The sequence below is a fragment of the Streptomyces sp. NPDC057486 genome (assembly GCF_042802415.1).
GTDB classification, from domain to species: Bacteria; Actinomycetota; Actinomycetes; order Streptomycetales; family Streptomycetaceae; genus Streptomyces; species Streptomyces yanii.
The window spans coordinates 41939-57873 of sequence record NZ_JBHVEE010000038.1 but is presented as its reverse complement, the minus strand read 5'-3'; the positions used below and the strand labels follow the sequence as shown (position 1 = coordinate 57873).

Genomic DNA, 15935 nt, shown 5'->3' with positions numbered 1-15935 from the left:
GGCCAACCTTGGGTCCCAGTTCACCCTCCCGTTGCCATACCGATCCGTGCGAGTCATGCGCCGCCAGGAGCGTTGCCGTCGTGAGAGTCATCGTCGTAGGAGCCGGCGTGGTGGGAACCATGCACGCCTGGCACGCAGTGAACCGCGGCCACGAGGTCGTACAGATCGAGCGCGAGAGCGAGGCACGCGGAGCATCGCTCCGCAATTTCGGACAGATATGGGTCAGCGGCCGGGCCGGCGGCGAAGAGCTGGAGACCGCGCTGCGCGCCCGCGAACTGTGGGAGGGCATCGGGGAGCAGGTGACCGGCCTGGGCTTCCGGCCCTGCGGTTCGCTGACCCCGCTCCGCACCGAGCTGGAGATCGCCGTCGCCGAGGCGGCCGTCGCCCGCCCCGACGCCGCGGCCCGCGGCTACAAGCTGCTGACGGCCGACGAGGCCCGCGCGATCAACCCCGCGCTCCGCGGTGACTACGTCGCCGCCCTGTGGTGCGAGCAGGACGCCGCCGTCGAGCCGCGCACGGCACAGCTGGCACTGAAGCAGAAGCTGGAGGCGTCCGGCCGGTACACGTTCCTCGGCGGCCGTGAGGTCCGCGAGGTCGTCGGTACCGCCTCCGTCCGCGACGACCACGGCGACGTGCACACCGGCGACGCCGTCATCCTGTGCACCGGCGCCTGGCTCGGTGGCCTCGTCCGCGAGCTGGCCGGACCCGAGCTGCCCGTGCGCCGCGTCCGCCTCCAGATGATGCAGACCGACCCACTCGGCGAAGCGCTCACCACGTCCGTCGCCGACGCCGACAGCTTCCGCTACTACCCGGCGTACCGGAGCGAGGCGCTCGACGCACTCAACGCCGGTCAGGCCCAAGCGCCGACCGCGGCCGAGCACCGGATGCAGCTGCTGATGGTGCAGCGCAAGGACGGCGGACTGACCATCGGCGACACCCACGAGTACGAGCACCCGTTCGCGTTCGATGTCGTCGAGGAGCCGTACGAACACCTCACCCGGGTCGTCGAGTCCTTCCTCGGCCGCCCCCTGCCGAGGATCCGCCACCGCTGGGCCGGGGTCTACGCCCAGTGCACCGACACCAGCCGGGTCGTCCACCGCCAGCAGGTGCGGGACGGCGTCTGGCTGGTCACCGGGCCGGGCGGCCGCGGTATGACCTGCTCGCCCGCCATCGCCGAAACGACCGCCAACGAACTGGGCTGGTGAAGAAGTTGACCAACACCGACAAGCTGAATCTCGTCGTCCTCGACATGGCCGGGACCACCGTCGCCGACGGCGGCCTCGTCGAGCAGGCCTTCGGCGCCGCGGCCCGACGCCTCGGCGTGGCGCCCGGCTCCGCCGACCACGCCGAGAAGCTCGCCTATGTGCGCGCCACCATGGGCGAGTCCAAGATCTCCGTCTTCCGGCACCTCTTCGGCGACGAGAGCAAGGCCCAGCAGGCCAACCTCGCCTTCGAGGAGGCCTACGGGGAGCTGGTCGACGGCGGCCGCATCGCGCCGGTCCCGGGTGCCCGCGCAGCCATCGAGCGGCTCACGGGCGAAGGGCGGACCGTGGTCCTGTCCACCGGCTTCGCCCGCACCACCCAGGACGCGATCCTCGCCGCGCTCGGCTGGCAGGACCTGGTCGCCCTGACCCTCTGCCCGGCCGACGCGGGCGGCCGCGGCCGCCCCTACCCGGACATGGTCCTCGCCGCGTTCCTGCGCACCGGGGCCGTGGACGGCGTCCAGCAGATCGTTGTCGCTGGGGACACCTCGTACGACATGCTCAGTGGCGTACGCTCCGGCGCCGGGATCGTCGCCGGCGTGCTGACCGGCGCACACGACAAGGAACAGCTGCAGCGCAACGGTGCCACGCATGTACTCGGCTCGGTCGCCGAGCTGCCGGACCTCATCGCCCGGGCGGAAGCATGACCGGCGGGGCCACCCAGGGCAGCGGTATCCGGTTCGACCAGGTCAGCGTCGCGTACGGCGGGAACATCGTCCTCGACCGGCTCGACCTGACGGTGGAACCCGGCGAGGTCATGGCCCTGCTCGGGCCGTCCGGGTCCGGCAAGACCACGGCCCTGCGCGCCGTCGCCGGCTTCGTCCAGCCCGTCTCCGGGCGGATCCGGCTCGGCGACCGGGACGTCACCGGCCTGCCGCCGCACAAGCGCGGTATCGGCATGGTCGTCCAGCAGTACGCCCTGTTCCCGCACATGCGGGTCCGGGACAACGTCGCCTTCGGCCTCAAGGCCCGCAAGGTCGCGAAGGCGGAGATACCCGAGCGGGTCGCCGAAGCCCTCGAACTCGTCGGCATGGCCGCGTACGCCACGCGCTACCCGCGTGAGCTCTCCGGGGGACAGCAGCAGCGCGTCGCCATCGCCCGAGCTCTCGCCATCCGCCCGGGCGTACTCCTGCTCGACGAACCGCTGTCCGCGCTCGACGCCCAGCTGCGCTCCGGGATGCTTGCCGAACTGGCGCGGCTGCACCGGGAGTTGCCGGACGTCTCCATCCTGTACGTCACGCACGATCAGGTCGAGGCGCTCACTCTCGCCGACCGGATCGCGGTCATGGACAAGGCGCGGCTCCAGGACTGCGGCACCCCGCAGGAGCTGTACCGACGCCCGCGTACGGAGTTCACCGCGTCGTTCGTCGGCAACGCCAACCTGCTGCCGGTCACCGTCGCAGGCACCACCGGCGCCGTCGACTTCGCCGGGCAGGCACTCGCCGTGCCGACCGGCGAGGTGGCGGGCGGCGTCGCCGCCACCCTCTGCGTCCGGCCCCACCTGGTCGGACTCGGCGACGGCCCCAACGCGCTGACCGGCACTCTCGCCGAGGTCCAGTGGCGCGGCTCCACCCACCGGCTGTACGTCGACATCCACGGCCACCGGATCAAGGCCGACCTGCGCGAACTTCGCGAGACCCCGGTGCTCGGCGACAAGGTCACCGTGCACTTCGCCGCCGAGGACGCGGTGCTGCTGCCGGCGGGCGCCGGCGTCGGGGGAGGGGTCCATGGCTAGCGCCGTGGCCGGAGACGTGTCCGCGGGTGCGTCCGGCAGCCGTCTTGTCCGCAATCGTTGGACGGGACCCAGCAAGTTCCTCTGGGCGCTCCCGCCCGTCGCCGTCCTCGCCCTCGTCTTCCTGTACCCACTGGCCCTCGTCGTTCAGCAGTCCGTCAGCCCGGACGAGGGCGGCACCTCGCTCGCCCCGTACGGCGACGTCTTCGCCTCCGCGTCGTTCCGCTCGGCACTGACCACCACCGTCTGGCTCGCCGTCGGCTCGACGGTCGGCTGTCTGGTGCTGGGCTTCGTCCTCGCGCTGGTGATCGCCTTCGTGCCGTTTCCCGGCGGCCGGGCGGTCGCCAGGTTCATCGACGTCTTCCTCTCCTTCCCGTCCTTCCTGATCACGCTCGCCCTGCTGTTCATCTACGGCACCGTCGGCATGGCCAACGGCGTCTGGACGGATGTCACCGGGGCGGCGGACGGGCCCTTCCACTTCCTCACCACCCCGTGGGGTGTCCTCCTCGCCGAGATCACGTACTTCACCCCGTTCGTGATGCGGCCGCTGCTCGCCGCGTTCTCCCAGCTCGACACCGCGCAACTGGAGGTGGCGTCCTCCCTGGGCGCGAAGCCGGCCCGGATCGTGCGGCAGGTGATCCTCCCGGAGGCGCTCCCGGCGCTCGCCGCGGGCGGCTCCCTCGTCCTCGTGATGTGCCTCAACGAGTTCGGCATCGTGCTGTTCACCGGCGCGAAAGGTGTCACGACCCTGCCGATGCTGGTCTACGGCAAGGCGATCCTGGAGTCCGACTACCCGGCCGCCTGCGTCGTCGCCGTCGTCAACATCGCGATCTCCGTCGGCCTCTACAGCCTGTATCGGATGGTGAGCCGCCGTGTTGGTGCATAGCCGTACCGGGAAGTGGGCCACTTGGGCCGTGTTCTTCCTGCTCTTCGTCCCGCTGTTCGCGGTGCCGCTGCTGGTGATCGTCGCCGCGTCGTTCACCACCAACTGGTCCGGCGCCTTCCCGTCGGGACCGACCTCCGAGCACTACAAGGCCGCCACCAGCGGCGACTCGCTCCAGGCCCTCACCACCAGCCTGATCACCGCCGTCAGCGCCAGCCTGCTCGCCCTCACCGTCGGCTCCTGGGCCGCGCTCGCCGCCGCCTCGCTGCGACGGCGCGGACGCCGATTCCTGGACGGGCTGTTCATGCTGCCGGTCGCCGTGCCGTCCGTCGTCGTCGGTCTCGCCGTGCTCGTCGCGTTCAGCAAGCCGCCGTTGCTGCTCAACGGAACGCGCTGGATCGTGATCCTGGCGCACACCATTCTTGTCACGGCGTTTGCCTATCAGTCGGTTTCGGCTGCAATAGTGCGTCTTGACCCGATGTACGAACAGGCGGCGGCCAGTCTCGGTGCCCGCCCGTCCTACGTCCTGTGGCGGATCAGACTGCCGCTCCTGCTGCCCGCCCTCACCGCGGCCGCAGGGCTCTGCTTCGCCCTGTCCATGGGCGAGTTGAGCGCCACGATGATGCTCTACCCGCCCGACTGGACTCCGCTTCCGGTGCAGATCTTCGCGGCGACCGACCGTGGCTCGCTCTTCACCGGTGCCGCGGTCGCGGTGGTCCTCATGGGGACGACGCTGCTCGTGCTCCTCGGAGTCGCCCGCATCCGCACCAGGGCCTCGTACCGCTGACACCCCGATGCTTACTCACCTTCCAGGAGATACCTCACCCATGCGCAAGAACCTCCTCAAGCCGGTAGCCGCCGTCACCGGCTGCCTCGCCCTCGCCGCCACCCTCTCCGCCTGCGGCGGGTCCTCCTCCGCCGCCTCCGACGAGAAGGTCGTCACCGTCTACAGCGCCGACGGGCTCAAGGGCGAGAACGGCGACGGCTGGTACGACAAGGTCTTCAAGGACTTCGAGAAGAAGACCGGCATCAAGGTCAAGTACGTGGAGGGCGGTTCCGGCGAGATGGTGCAGCGCGCCGTCCGCGAGAAGTCCAACACCCAGGCCGACGTCCTCGTCACCCTTCCGCCGTTCATCCAGCAGGCCGACTCCAAAGGCCTGCTGACGGCGTACGAACCGGCCGGCTCCGACCAGGTCGACGGCGCCGACAAGGCGTCCGACGGAAAGTGGACCTCGGTCGTCAACAACTACTTCGGGTTCGTCTACAACAAGAAGGAGCTGAAGACCGCGCCCGCCACCTGGGAACAGCTCCTCGACGGGGCGTACAAGGAGAAGATCCAGTACTCCACCCCCGGAGTCGCCGGTGACGGCACGGCCGTGCTCATCAAGGCCATGCACGACTTCGGCGGCAAGGAGCCGGCGATGGAGTACCTGAAGAAGCTCCAGGCCAACAACGTCGGCCCGTCCGCCTCCACCGGCAAGCTCGCCCCCAAGGTCGACAAGGGTGAACTCCTCGTCGCCAACGGTGACGTCCAGATGAACTACGCCCAGTCCAAGGACATGCCGAACCTCGGCATCTGGTTCCCCGCGAAGGCCGGCTCCAAGCCCACCACCTTCGCCCTGCCGTACGCGGCCGGACTGGTCGACAAGGCTCCGCACAGCGCCAACGGCAAGAAGTTGCTCGACTTCATGCTCTCCGAGCAGGCGCAGAAGGACGTCAGCGAGGTCGGCGGCGGCTTCGCCGCCCGTAAGGACGTCGAGGCCACCGATGCCAACGCGATCGCGCTGACCGGGCTGATGGACGGAGTGGAGGTCTTCGAGCCGGACTGGTCGGACATCGGCGCTCACCTGGACGACTACGTCGGCGCCTGGAAGACCGCCACCGGCAGCTGAACCCCCGCTCCACAGGGCCTGGCGCCGATATGGGCCACCGGTGATCCGCACCGGAAAGATAACGGGTCTGGACTGAAGCTCAACTCCTCGCCAAAAGCGGGGAGTTGAGTGCATTCCTGGTGGGAGTCCGGATCGGTCCGGGTCGGGTACGGGACCGCCGCCGACCCCCGCCACCTGCCCGTACCTCTAAAATCGGCGATGTCGGCGCTGCACAACGCGGTGCCGCCGGCGTCCCCGCACACGGCGTACGGCAGGAGTCCCACATGGCAGAGCGCAAGCCGATCACATCCTGGCTCACCGACATGGACGGAGTCCTCATCCACGAGGGGACGCCGATCCCCGGGGCCGACGCCTTCATCAAGCGGCTGCGGGATTCCGGGCTGCCGTTCCTGGTCCTCACCAACAATTCGATCTACACGGCGCGCGACCTGCACGCCAGGCTGGCACGCATGGGTCTCGACGTCCCGGTCGAGAACATCTGGACCTCCGCGCTGGCCACCGCGAAGTTCCTCGACGACCAGCGGCCGGGCGGTACCGCGTATGTCATCGGCGAGGCCGGACTCACCACCGCGCTGCACGACATCGGCTACGTCCTCACCGACCAGGAGCCGGACTACGTCGTCCTCGGTGAGACCCGGACGTACAGCTTCGAGGCGCTCACCAAGGCGATCCGGCTGATCAACGGCGGCGCCCGCTTCATCTGCACCAACCCCGACGAGACCGGCCCGTCGGCTCAGGGCCCGCTGCCCGCCACCGGGGCCGTCGCCGCGCTGATCACCAAGGCCACCGGCAAGGACCCGTACTTCGCGGGCAAGCCCAACCCGCTGATGATGCGCACCGGGCTGAACGCGATCGGTGCCCACTCCGAGTCCAGCGCCATGATCGGTGACCGGATGGACACAGATGTGCTCGCCGGCCTGGAGGCGGGCATGCACACCTTCCTGGTGCTGACCGGCCTGACGACCCCCGCCGACATCGACCGCTACCCGTTCCGGCCCTCCACAGTCGTCGACTCCATCGCCGACCTGGTCGACCTCGTCGACGTGAGCTGAGCCCCGTGCGGGGAAGGCCGCCCGCGTACCTTCCCCGCACCCTTTCGTTTCCCGAGGAGCTGAACCCGCACGGCCCAGTCCCTCACCCCTGCGGATGCGAAAAGCCGCCGGACGCGTGAACCTGCCATCAGGAGGTTCACGATGCGTTCCATACCCCTCACGTTCTGTGGGGCCGCGGTGATCGCGGCGACCCTGATACCCGCTCCCGCCGCACTGGCCGACTCCGGCTCCGGCACCGGCTCGGGCTCCGGCACCGGCTCGGGCTCCGGCACCGGCTCCGAGAAGGCCTCGAAGTCCCACGCCACCCTCTCGGTGACCCCGTCCTCCCTCGCCCCCGGCGATGAGGTGGACCTGCAGGTCGACGGCTGCAAGGGCAAGGAGGCCAAAGGGATCTCCGACGCCTTCGCCTCCGATGCGAGCTTCTCGGCCGACGACCGCAACGGGCTCATCACACGAGCCAGGATTCGCTCAGACGCCGCACCCGGCGCGTACGACATCTGGGTGACCTGTGACGGCGACCAGGACACCAGGGTGTCCGGCACGGTCACCGTCGTCGCAGGCGCCGGACCGCTCGCCCCGATCGCCCCGGTCCGCGCCGGTGGCGGAGGCACCGCCGTCCTCACCGAACAGACGGCCGAGCAGGACGGCCCCGGCACCGGGCACGCCGTGCTCGGGCTGGCCCTGGCCGCCGTCGCGGCCGTCACCGTAGTCCTCCGCAGCGCCCGCCGTCGCCGCACGGCCGCGGACTGAACGAGATGTCCGCCTCGAACCGCCCGGCAGGGTCCGGCCGACTGCTCACCGGAGTGGCCTGGGCCACTCTGCTCCTGGGACTGTGGCTCTGGGGCCGCGGCATCACCGACGGCTCCGGCGCCAGCTCCGCCCCGACCACCGGTGACATCGCGGCCGTCGGGCGCCCCCACGGTGTACCGCTGCCCGCGGCGCACGCCCCGATCAAGGGCGCGGCGCCGGAACGCATCGAGATTCCCTCCATAGGAGTCCGGGCCCCCGTCGTCGCCCGCGGCCTGGACAAGGCGGGAGGGATCGACCCGCCACCGTTCGCGAAATCGCAGACCGTCGGCTGGTACGGCAGCGGCATCCGACCCGGCGCGGCGGGCGCAGCACTCCTCGTCGGCCACGTCGACACCGAGACCAAACCGGCCGTCTTCTACGGACTGAGCGCGGCCCGTCCCGGCGCGAAGGTCCGGGTCGTCCGGACGGACGGCTCGGTCGCCGAATTCACCATCGACGACGTCCAGGTCTTCACCCGGAAACGCTTCGACGCCCACAAGGCCTACGGGCCCCGCAAGGACGGCCGGGCGGAGCTGCGGCTGATCACCTGCGGCGGCACGTTCGACCGCGCGTCGCACGAGTACAACGCCAATGTGGTCGTCTCGGCGTACCTGACCGGCGAGAAGCCGTCCGCGGGCAAGTCCGCGTAGCGGACCGTCCGGTGGATGGGTGCACCTGGCCCGGCCGGCCACCCGTTTCCCCCCGGGGCGCCGACCGGGCCGGTCCTCGACCGCGGTGCGCGGGCTGCGGGAGAAGCCCGGCGCCGACACGGGAGGCAAAGGGGGCGTGCGGGCCACTGTGCGCCACTGTAGGGCGCCCAACGGCCGGTACCCAACAGATATTTGACGATACGTCCAGAACTGGTCGCTCTCCGTCGTTCGAGGTCTGGGTGTGTCAGGATGGATTCGCCCGGTCTTGTCCGGTGCCCAAGGGGGAGTGGATGTACGGCAATTACACCGGCCGGTCCGGTGCGGGGGCGGTGGCGGTGGCGCTGGCCGTGACGCTGATGCTCGCAGGATGTTCCTCGTCCTCCGGTGGTGACGAGCGCCCCGCCGCGAGCGGCCCCTACTGGGTCAACCCGGACGGGAACGCGGCCCGGCAGGTCGCCGCCTACACCGAGGCCGGCAACGACAGGAACGCCGGCCTGATCAAGAAGATCGCCCGGCAGCCGGTCGGGGAGTGGATCGGTCCTGACAACCCCGAGGCGGAGGCACAGGGCTTCACCGAGGCGGCCCGGAAGGCCGGCCGGGAGGCGCTGCTGGTCCTCTACAACATCCCGCACCGCGACTGCGGCCAGTTCTCGAAGGGCGGCGCCGCGGACGGCGACGCGTACCGTGCCTGGCTGGAGAGCGTGGCGAAGGGCATCGGCGACCGTCGCACCACGGTGATCCTGGAGCCGGACGCACTGTTGCACCTGATCGACGGCTGCACCCCGCAGGAGTTCCACGAGGAGCGGTACGACCTGCTCAAGGGCGCCGTGCAACGGCTGAAGCAACTGCCGCACGCGCGCGTCTACATGGACGCGGGCAACGCGGGCTGGCGCACCCCGGACGCGCTCTTCCAGCCGCTCCGGCGGGCGGGCATCGCGGACGCGGACGGCTTCGCGGTCAACGTCTCCAACTTCCAGACCACGGCGGACAGTACGGACTTCGGAAAGCGGCTTTCGGAGAAGGTCGGCAACAAGCCGTTCGTCATCGACACGAGCCGCAACGGCAACGGCCCGTACGACGAGGGCGACCCCAAGGAGAACTGGTGCAACCCACCGGGTCGGGCCCTGGGCGAACCCCCGACCGCGGACACGGGTGAGGACCTGGTCGACGCATACCTCTGGATCAAGCGGCCGGGGGAGTCGGACGGCGCGTGCAAGGGGGGCCCGAAGGCGGGGGAGTGGTGGCCGGAGTACGCGCTGGGGCTGGCCCGCAACACGAAGTAGTACCGGGGGTGCCCGGTGGCCGGTTCTCTCCCCTGCCACCGGGCGGGCCTGACGGGGCCGCGCCCGTCCGGGCCCCCGGCATGACCCGAACGGGAGGCCCTACGGGACCCGCACCCACGTCCCCTTCGACGGTGTCCCTTTCGCGTCGGCCACGAACAGCATGTACCACCCCGACGGCACCAGCGCCCGGTTCCCCGGCACCGTCACGGCGATACCCCCTGCCGTCCGCTTCAGCCCCAGCGCCACGGACCGCTGGTCCGTGTCCGTCACATGCGTCACCGCGCTCGGCCGCATCAGCTTCGCCGACGTGATCGTCGATCCCCGCCCGGTCGTGAACACCCCCGTACCGCCGCGTCGAATGCCTTTCGGTCCGGCCGTCAGCTCCGGCCGTGAGCCGCGGTACAGGTAGGGCGGCGTGTAGATCTCGATGCGCTGCTCGAAGACGCCCGGGCGGGTGTTCGCCTTGTCGGCGTACAACGAGTCCGAGCCGAAGATCATGACGCGCCCGTCGGGCAGCAGCAGCGACCCCGAGTGATAGTTCCGTCCGACCTCGGGATCCGCCACCCTCCGGTACGTGTCCGTACTCGCGTCGTACAGCCGGGCCTGCAGGACGTTCGAGCCGCTGCGCCCCCGGTAGTCGCCCGACCCGCCGGTGACGAGCACCGAGTCGTCGGGCAGCAGCGACGCGCTCGGGTAGCGCGTGCCCTCGGTGAGCGCCGCGCCGTCCCTGAATCTCGGCTCGGCGGCCTTCAGGTCCACGAGCCGGGACTTCTCGCTGGACCTGTCCGACTCACCCACCCCGCCCCCGCCGATGACCATGAACTTCTCGTCCTGGGCGGGTGGCAGCCGTACCGTCGCCGATGTCTCCATCTCGCGGGCGTCGCTCAGCCCGGGGATCTCCTCGAACGTATTCGTCGCAAGGTCCCAGACGCCCGGCGCGCGGCCGGTGTCCGCCGGACCGTACCCGGCGTTCGAGCCGGAGTAGAAGAGCCGGCCGTCGCCCAGCAGGAAGACCGCGGGGTAGGTGGGGAACTTCCGGACGATGCCGGTGTACGCCCACTTCTTCGTCCGGGGGTCGTAGATCTCGTCCTTGCCGGGCACGATCTGACCGATCTCGTCGAGTCCGGACAGGGCGAGGACCCTGCCGTCCTTCAGCGTGGTCAGCGTCGGGTACCAGCGAGCCTCGTTCATCGGATCGACGCCGATGTACTTCTCCGCCACCGGGTCGAACTCGAATGCCTCCCGGATGCCCTGGAAGTCCTTCTTGTCGAGGGCGAGCTTCTGGGCGATCCCGTACACGTTCCGTGTGTCGGAGCCGGAGAGCCCGGAGATCCGGTAGTTGTCCTGGGTGCCCGTCTCGTACCTCGTACCGGACTTCTGGGCCTCGACGTAGATCCGGCCGAGTCCGGGGTCGTTGCGCAGGAACGCGCCGGTCTTCCTGTCGAAGACCTTGGTGGCCTTCTCGACCAGCACCGAATCCTTGGAGACGAACGTCCTGCCGTTCTCCTTGCCGGTGAACCGGGTGCCCGCGGGCAGGGTGACCGGCTTGTCCGGGTCCTCGTTGTGGACGATCATCAGGCCGCCCGCCTTGGTGACGTCGCCCTTCAGCTTCTCGTACCGCTTCGTGCCGCCGGCCACCAGCAGCCGGCCGTCCGGCAGCTGGGTGTGACCGGAGCAGAACATGTCCTTGGGCGTGGGTACGTTCGTGAACCTGCCGGTGCCCGGGTCCCACAGCACCGACCGGAAGCTCTTCGCGTCGAAGTTCTTCTGGTTGTTGCCGGAGCCCGCGACGAGCAGCACCTTGCCGGTGTGCAGCAGCGCGGCATGGATCGTATTGATCCGGAACCCGGACGGAACGTCGAGGAAGCCCCAGTGGCCGTTGGCGGCCTTGTACGCCGGCTTGTTGATCTCGTACTCGTGGTAGCGCTCGCTGCTGACGCGGTACAGCCACGGCCCGTTGGCCCCCGCGAGCGCCAGCACCACCGCCGTACTGATCGCCATGCGGCGGGTACGGCGGCCAGGACGGTACGTCATTGGTTACGTCCCCCCAGGGAGATCTGCACGGTCCGCTCGTCGGACACCCGGTGCGGCTTCCCCTGCGGGGCATGCGCCGGCCGGCCAGCGGGTGCGCCGTCCTGCGGGGCCGGTCCGTCGCGCCGCTGCTTCCTCTCCGCGCGGACGGTGTACCGCCAGCCGAAGATCGGCGCCGCCGTGATCATCAGCGCCAGCGCGGCCCAGGTGAGCATCGCGGGGTGGCTGTGGCCGAGGACGAAGGAGGTGGCGATCGAGCCGCCGAAGACCAGCATGAAGAAGAGATGGATACGGAAGGTGCCGAACAACGTGTCGGGGCTGGACGAGTCGCCCTTGGGCGTCACCACGAACGAGCTCTTGCGGCGCAGCACGGCATCCATCAGGGACCGCGCGTAGACCGGGGCGGAGAGTGCGGACATCATCATCCCCGCCAGACCGCCGGAGCCCTCCGGCTCGTGCGGCGACACATTGTGCCGCCGGTTCCAGATGTACAGACCGATCTGGAGTGCCGAGGCGTTGCCGTACAGCATCATCCAGACGACCGGGTCGATCTGCACGCCGGAGGCGCCCATGCCCAGGAACAGCGCGCAACTGAGCGCCGCCAGGATCCAGTTCAGGGCGGACATCGGATAGAAGATGATCATCATCGTGTAGTTGAAGAGCTTGCCGACGGGGAGTGTCCCGATCCCTCTCCAGTACTGCTTGAGGATCGTCTCGTACGTCCCCCGTGACCAGCGCAGCTGCTGGGTGAAGAAGTCCGTCCACGCGGTCGGGCCCTCGCCGACGGCCAGCACGTCCGGGGTGTAGACCGAGCGCCACTTCCGGCCGGTGTGCGGGTTGCGCGCGCGGTGCATCTCGAAGCCGGTCGCCATGTCCTCGGTTATCGAGTCGTACAGACCGCCGATCTGTTTCAGGGCGGAGATCCGCACGGCGTTGCTGGTCCCGACGAACATCGGGGCACCGTAACGGTTGCCCGCGCGTTGGATCAGCGCGTGGAAGAGGAACTGCTGGGACTCGGCGGCCTTGGTGACGAACGTGTCGTAGTTGCCGTAGACCTGCGGGCCGATGACGAAGCCGACGTCCGGGTCGCGGAAGTAGCCGAGCATCCGCTCCAGGTAGTTGGGCAGTGGCACGTGATCGGTGTCGACCGAGGCGAAGAAGTCGTACGCGCTGCCGTGCGCGTCGAGCCAGGCGTTGTAGTTGCCGTGCTTGGTCTTCGCGCGATGCGCGCCCGTGGCCCGGTTCCAGTGCGCGACGCCCTTGCGGGAGAAGTGGTGCACCCCGAGCCGGGCACAGACCTCCTTGACGGCCGGGTCGTCGCCCTCGTCGAGCAGCCAGACGTGCATCGGTCCGCGGTGCCTGATGCGGACCGCCGCTTCGAGGGTCTTCGTCACCATCTCCAGGGGCTCCTTGCCCGGGACGAAGGAGGTGAGGAAGGCGACCCGGGTGCCGGGCTCCGGCACGACCGGGACCGGGTCGCGCGCGACCAGCGTCGCGTGCGCGTTCGACAGGACGTTCATGGTGCGGAAGAGCTCGATCAGACCGATCGAGACGAGCATGACGATGTCGAGGATCAGCAGTGTGTCGTTCTTGAGGTTCGGATCGCGCTGGGTCCAGTGTTCGGGCTGCATCAGCCATGCGAACAGGCCGAGTGAGACGAGCGGTGCGGCGCCGAGCAGGAGCGCCGCGCGGAGTCTGTGCGGTTCCTGCGAGAGCAGCGAGCGGTACTGCACGGAGTACGGTCTGCCCGGATCGGGCAGGGTCAGCGGCCCGGCGAGACGGCTGTAGTGCTCGTAGTCGTAGCGGGGCAGCGCCTTCTTCGGGTGGCGCCGGTCCCCGGTCCGCAGCTGCATGGTCCGGGAAGGGTCGTTGTTCTGCCGGGCGCCTGTCGGCGTCGACGTCATGGGTCATCCCCCTGCGCGCATGCTGGCTGCGCGGTCGGTCGGTCGTCTCGTCCGCCGCGCATCCCCCTCGATCGCGGCGGACGAACTCTCTGGCGGGCGCCGTCCCCTCACGGAAGGCGCCTTTCCGGTCGCCCGGTGCCCTTCGGCATCCGTCCGCGAGCGGGACCCCCATCCCGCGGTACGCGCAAACCGGAACTTCCCCCTGATACTGCCCCCAACTGCAGAGGTCATCGGCTCGGTTGCGGCTGATGACCCCATGACAGGCTGTATGACCCAGGTCGTGATCGCAAGGGCGAAACGGGCTACTTGCCGGTCATATGAGCGATTTAGGTGGCTCTTGTGGGGGGGTGCGCGGAGGTGTACGAGGGGGCTTTTCGGTTCCGGGGAGGCGGCTCGGGGCTCGCTCGGTGGCCGCGGATGAGGGGATGGCATACGAACAAGGCCCCCTCACGTGGAGTGAGGGGGCCTTGACTCTGCGTGCGCCGCCAGGGACTCGAACCCCGGACCCGCTGATTAAGAGTCAGCTGCTCTAACCAACTGAGCTAGCGGCGCCTGCTGACCTGGAGAACTCTACCCGATGCGGGGGGATGCTCCTGACCATTTCCTGCCCGTCGCGGCCTGTCGGATGGTCGTTTTTTCTGTTCTATCCGTCAAAATGCAATATGTCGGGAGAGTTGAGACACTGACGCCCGTGCAGCTGCGCCAAAAGATCTTGACGAGTGCCGAGGGGATTCGCATGACTGTGCCGGCCTTCGAGGAGTACGTGCCCGCCATCGACTGCACCTGTGCGGGGTGCGCCGCGCAGCGGCGCGCCGCCGCTCGTGCCCTGCCCAAGCGGTACGGAGGGCACCCCGCCGCACATGGTGCACGGCGCGTGCTGGTGCTGGCCACGGCGGCCGGCGTGGTGCTGAGCGCCGGCGCGACCGAGGCGGTGAGCGCGGTGACCGGGCTCGTGCCCGGGTCCGCCCGGACGGACGGGACGAAGGATCCGGGCGATGCGGGCGATCAGGGGCCGGTCGATCCGGATGTGGGTAATCCGCAGGGCATGCCCGGTCCGCTGAGGACCGGCTCGACGGACGGGACGACGGATCCGGACGAGACGGGTGATGCCGTCGATCAGGGGCCGGTCGATCCGGATGTGGGTAATCCGCAGGGCATGCCCGGTCCGCTGAGGACCGGCTCGACGGATCCGGACGAGGTGGGCGATGCCGTCGATCAGGGGCCGGTCGATTCGGATGTGGGTAATCCGCAGGGCATGCCCGGTCCGCTGAGGCCCGGTGCCGCCGAGGCGGTGAGCGTGGTGACCGGGCCGGCGCCCGGGTCCGCCCGGATGGACGGGGCGGCGGATCCGGGCTCGGGTCAGGCCGGCGCGGATGTGGGTAATCCGCAGGGTCTGCCCGGTCCGCTGAACGGCGCCGGGGCTCCGTCGTCCGGCGGTTCGAAATCGGCACTGAACGAGGTGACCCGGGCGGACATCATCAACCGGGCCAAGAAGTGGGTGAGCGCGAAGGTCCCGTACAGCATGGCGAAGTACTGGTCCGACGGGTATCGGCAGGACTGCTCCGGCTATGTGTCGATGGCCTGGAAGCTGAAGCGCAACGAGTGGACCGGCAGCCTCGCCGAGTACGGGACCCGGATCGCGCGCTCGGAGCTGCAGCCCGGCGACATGCTGCTCTTCCACAACCCGGCCGACCCCTCGAAGGGCTCGCACGTCACGATCTTCGGAGGCTGGACCGACTACACGCACACGCATTACACGGCCTACGAACAGACTCCCGCGCACACGCGCAAGCAGACGACGCCCATGGCCTACTGGACCAACTCGGGCAAATACGTTCCGTACCGCTACAAGGGACTGACCACCGGAACCGACAAGGTCGGCAGCGGAGTGGCGACGGCGTTCCCGGGCACCACGAAATTCGGTGCGGGTGTCAGCAACACGTACATCACCCAGCTCGGACGGATGCTCGTGGACCGCGGCGGAAGGCACTTCTACAAGGTCGGACCCGGGCCGGGCTGGGGCGACGCCGACCGGAGTGCGACCCGGGCGTTCCAGAGGGCACAGGGCTGGAAGGGCCAGGAGGCCGACGGCTTTCCCGGTCCGCACACCTGGCGCCTGTTGGTGAACGGGACCGGCCGCGACATCCCGGCGAGCACAAGCGGAAGCGCGGGCGGCGGCAGTCAGGGGAGCGGTTCGCATGCGGCCCCGGCCTTCCCCGGCCGGAGCTACTTCCGGCCGAGTCGGTCCAACAGCCATGTCGACAGGCTCGGCAGACAGTTGGTGAAGAAGGGATACGGCAAGTACTACACGTTGGGCCCCGGACCCCGGTGGACGGAGGCGGACCGGCGCAACGTCGAGGCCTTCCAGCGCGCCCAGGGCTGGCGGGGCGCCGAGGCCGACGGATACCCCGGCCCGGAGACCTGGCGGCGACTCTTCGCGTGAGAACACGGACATGA

Annotated in this window: 13 protein-coding genes and 1 tRNA gene; 11 read left to right on the top strand and 3 right to left on the bottom strand. The window is 69.6% G+C overall.

Annotated features, from left to right (window positions below; genetic code table 11):
- Positions 1 to 80: 80 nt before the first annotated feature.
- The 10 genes from ACFU6I_RS19615 to ACFU6I_RS19570 all read left to right on the top strand — a co-directional run bounded on the left by ACFU6I_RS19615 (position 81) and on the right by ACFU6I_RS19570 (position 9543).
- Positions 81 to 1205, top strand: a complete 1125-nt coding sequence (locus ACFU6I_RS19615; RefSeq protein ID WP_384368098.1) for a TIGR03364 family FAD-dependent oxidoreductase — start codon at positions 81 to 83, stop codon at positions 1203 to 1205.
- Positions 1202 to 1909, top strand: coding sequence for a phosphonatase-like hydrolase (locus ACFU6I_RS19610; protein WP_384368096.1), 708 nt, complete (start codon positions 1202 to 1204; stop codon positions 1907 to 1909). Before ACFU6I_RS19615 ends, ACFU6I_RS19610 begins: the two co-directional genes overlap by 4 nt.
- Positions 1906 to 2997, top strand: a complete 1092-nt coding sequence (locus ACFU6I_RS19605; protein ID WP_384368093.1) for an ABC transporter ATP-binding protein — start codon at positions 1906 to 1908, stop codon at positions 2995 to 2997. The genes ACFU6I_RS19610 and ACFU6I_RS19605 overlap by 4 nt, the downstream gene beginning before the upstream one ends.
- Complete coding sequence (locus ACFU6I_RS19600) at positions 2990 to 3880, top strand: 2-aminoethylphosphonate ABC transporter permease subunit (RefSeq protein WP_384368090.1); 891 nt, start codon at positions 2990 to 2992, stop codon at positions 3878 to 3880. The genes ACFU6I_RS19605 and ACFU6I_RS19600 overlap by 8 nt, the downstream gene beginning before the upstream one ends.
- A complete protein-coding gene (locus ACFU6I_RS19595) occupies positions 3867 to 4664 on the top strand; it encodes an ABC transporter permease (RefSeq protein ID WP_384368087.1) in 798 nt (265 codons plus the stop codon). Before ACFU6I_RS19600 ends, ACFU6I_RS19595 begins: the two co-directional genes overlap by 14 nt.
- 40 nt (positions 4665 to 4704) lie before the next feature.
- Complete coding sequence (locus tag ACFU6I_RS19590; RefSeq protein ID WP_384368084.1) at positions 4705 to 5769, top strand: 2-aminoethylphosphonate ABC transporter substrate-binding protein; 1065 nt, start codon at positions 4705 to 4707, stop codon at positions 5767 to 5769.
- Between the two features lie 263 nt (positions 5770 to 6032).
- Positions 6033 to 6821, top strand: a complete 789-nt coding sequence (locus ACFU6I_RS19585; protein ID WP_266985294.1) for an HAD-IIA family hydrolase — start codon at positions 6033 to 6035, stop codon at positions 6819 to 6821.
- A 141-nt stretch (positions 6822 to 6962) separates the two neighbouring features.
- Complete coding sequence (locus ACFU6I_RS19580) at positions 6963 to 7571, top strand: hypothetical protein (RefSeq protein ID WP_384368081.1); 609 nt, start codon at positions 6963 to 6965, stop codon at positions 7569 to 7571.
- Positions 7572 to 7576: 5 nt separating this feature from the next.
- Positions 7577 to 8260: a class F sortase gene (locus tag ACFU6I_RS19575; protein WP_384368078.1), complete on the top strand. Its 684-nt coding sequence runs from the start codon at positions 7577 to 7579 to the stop codon at positions 8258 to 8260.
- Between the two features lie 290 nt (positions 8261 to 8550).
- Positions 8551 to 9543, top strand: a complete 993-nt coding sequence (locus ACFU6I_RS19570) for a glycoside hydrolase family 6 protein (RefSeq protein ID WP_384368075.1) — start codon at positions 8551 to 8553, stop codon at positions 9541 to 9543.
- A 99-nt stretch (positions 9544 to 9642) separates the two neighbouring features.
- On the opposite strand, the gene ACFU6I_RS19565 is transcribed toward ACFU6I_RS19570, so the two are convergent.
- From ACFU6I_RS19565 to ACFU6I_RS19555, 3 genes are all read right to left on the bottom strand, one after another.
- Positions 9643 to 11577, bottom strand: coding sequence for a galactose oxidase-like domain-containing protein (locus ACFU6I_RS19565; RefSeq protein WP_384368072.1), 1935 nt, complete (start codon positions 11575 to 11577; stop codon positions 9643 to 9645).
- Entirely contained in the window at positions 11574 to 13478 is a 1905-nt protein-coding gene (locus ACFU6I_RS19560; protein ID WP_384368069.1) for a glycosyltransferase family 2 protein, read from the bottom strand. Before ACFU6I_RS19560 ends, ACFU6I_RS19565 begins: the two co-directional genes overlap by 4 nt.
- A 478-nt stretch (positions 13479 to 13956) precedes the next feature.
- Positions 13957 to 14030 (bottom strand) — tRNA-Lys (locus ACFU6I_RS19555).
- A 604-nt stretch (positions 14031 to 14634) separates the two neighbouring features.
- Between ACFU6I_RS19555 and ACFU6I_RS19550 the strand changes: the two genes are divergently transcribed.
- Complete coding sequence (locus ACFU6I_RS19550; protein ID WP_384368138.1) at positions 14635 to 15921, top strand: peptidoglycan-binding protein; 1287 nt, start codon at positions 14635 to 14637, stop codon at positions 15919 to 15921.
- The last annotated feature ends 14 nt before the right edge of the window (positions 15922 to 15935 follow it).